The organism is Bartonella jaculi, assembly GCF_039543045.1.
In the GTDB taxonomy this organism is placed as follows: domain Bacteria; phylum Pseudomonadota; class Alphaproteobacteria; order Rhizobiales; family Rhizobiaceae; genus Bartonella; species Bartonella jaculi.
Window position 1 is genome coordinate 1 of sequence record NZ_BAABIZ010000115.1, and the last position, 1,390, is coordinate 1,390.

Consider the following 1,390-nt stretch of genomic DNA (forward strand, 5'->3'; position numbering starts at 1 on the left):
ATCGGCGTGCCTTGCATGCAATGGAAGCGGTGAATATGGACGGGCATAAGCTGGATGTTTTTGTGAATGTTCCTTGGGGTGAGAAGCCTGTACGGCTTTATTTGATTGCCATTCAAGATCTTTATTCGGGCAAGATTTTATCGTGGCGCTTATCAGATGCTGAGACTTGGGAAATCGTGCGTTTGGTGATTGGGGATATGGTGGAGGCTTATGGGATACCAGAGCGTATGACCTTGGATAATGGGCGTGCTTTTACCAGCAAGTGGATTTCTGGGGGTGTCGCCAACCGCTTTCGTTTTAAGATTAAGGCGGATGAACCGCAGGGGCTTTTGACCAGTTTGGGTATTCAATTGCAATGGACGACCCCTTATAGCGGACAGTCTAAACCGATTGAGCGGGCATGGCGTGATCTGGCAGAAGCGATTTCCAAACATCCCTTTTGTGCGGGGGCTTATACGGGCAATAAGCCGGATGCCAAGCCTGAAGATTATGGCAAGCGTGCGATAGGATTTGATGAATTCAAAGCCCATGTTGGTGCGCAGATTGTGGCGCATAATGCGCAAGCGGGGCGCAAGGCGGTCAATTGTGCGGGGCGCAGTTTTGATGAGACTTTTGCGGAAAGTTTAAAGGCAGAAGGGACGATTGTTCGTCAAGCAAGTGCAGCGCAGAGGGCTTTATGGCTTTTGACTTCAGAGGCATTGCGTACGCAAAAGGGCACAGGTGAGATTCATTTTTATGGCAATCGTTATTGGGCGCGGGCGTTGAACAGTTATGCAGGAGAAAAGGTGATTGTGCGCTTTGACCCGGATCATTTGCATCAAGATTTGCGGGTTTATGATTTGAACAATCAGTTGCTTTGTTTAGCGCCTTGCCTTGCAGATGTGGGCTTTTATGACCAGCATGCGGCGCGCTTGAATGGGCGTTTGCGTAAAGAATATGTGAAGGCAGTTAAAGCAGAAAAGCAGTTGGCGGCAAAGCTTGCGCCGGATCAATTGGCGGATGTTTATGCAAAAGTTGCAAGGAGGGGTGATGATGCAAAGTCCAAGCGTCCTGTTTCCCCAAAGGTAAGCCGTTTGATGCCAAAGAATGCGGGGAATCTGGCTTTAAAAGCCCCTGATGCAGTTTTAGGGGATGATGAGGCTTTAGATTCGGGAGAGTTTAGTCAACATTTGCACCAAGCTTTAAGACGCCTTTCTGTCTCTGATGAGGTGCATGAAGTGATCAAGTTTCCTAGAAGATAGGAAAAGAGAGGGGGGGACTTATAAGAGTGCCTATAAGGGGGGCTGGTTTTGTATCGCGTACCAGCTTGAAGCGTTAACAAAGAAAGGGGGGAGGAGAAGTCTTAATCCATTTCAATATTTTAAATCAATACAATTAAGTTTTCAGGTGT

At 47.8% G+C, this 1,390-nt stretch carries 1 protein-coding gene; it reads left to right on the top strand.

All coding sequences use genetic code 11. The annotated features are described in order from the left end of the window. On the top strand, positions 1-1,241 hold a 1,241-nt coding region (locus ABD915_RS09655), incomplete at its 5' end, for a transposase domain-containing protein (RefSeq protein ID WP_345117733.1). Between the last annotated feature and the right edge of the window lie 149 nt (positions 1,242-1,390).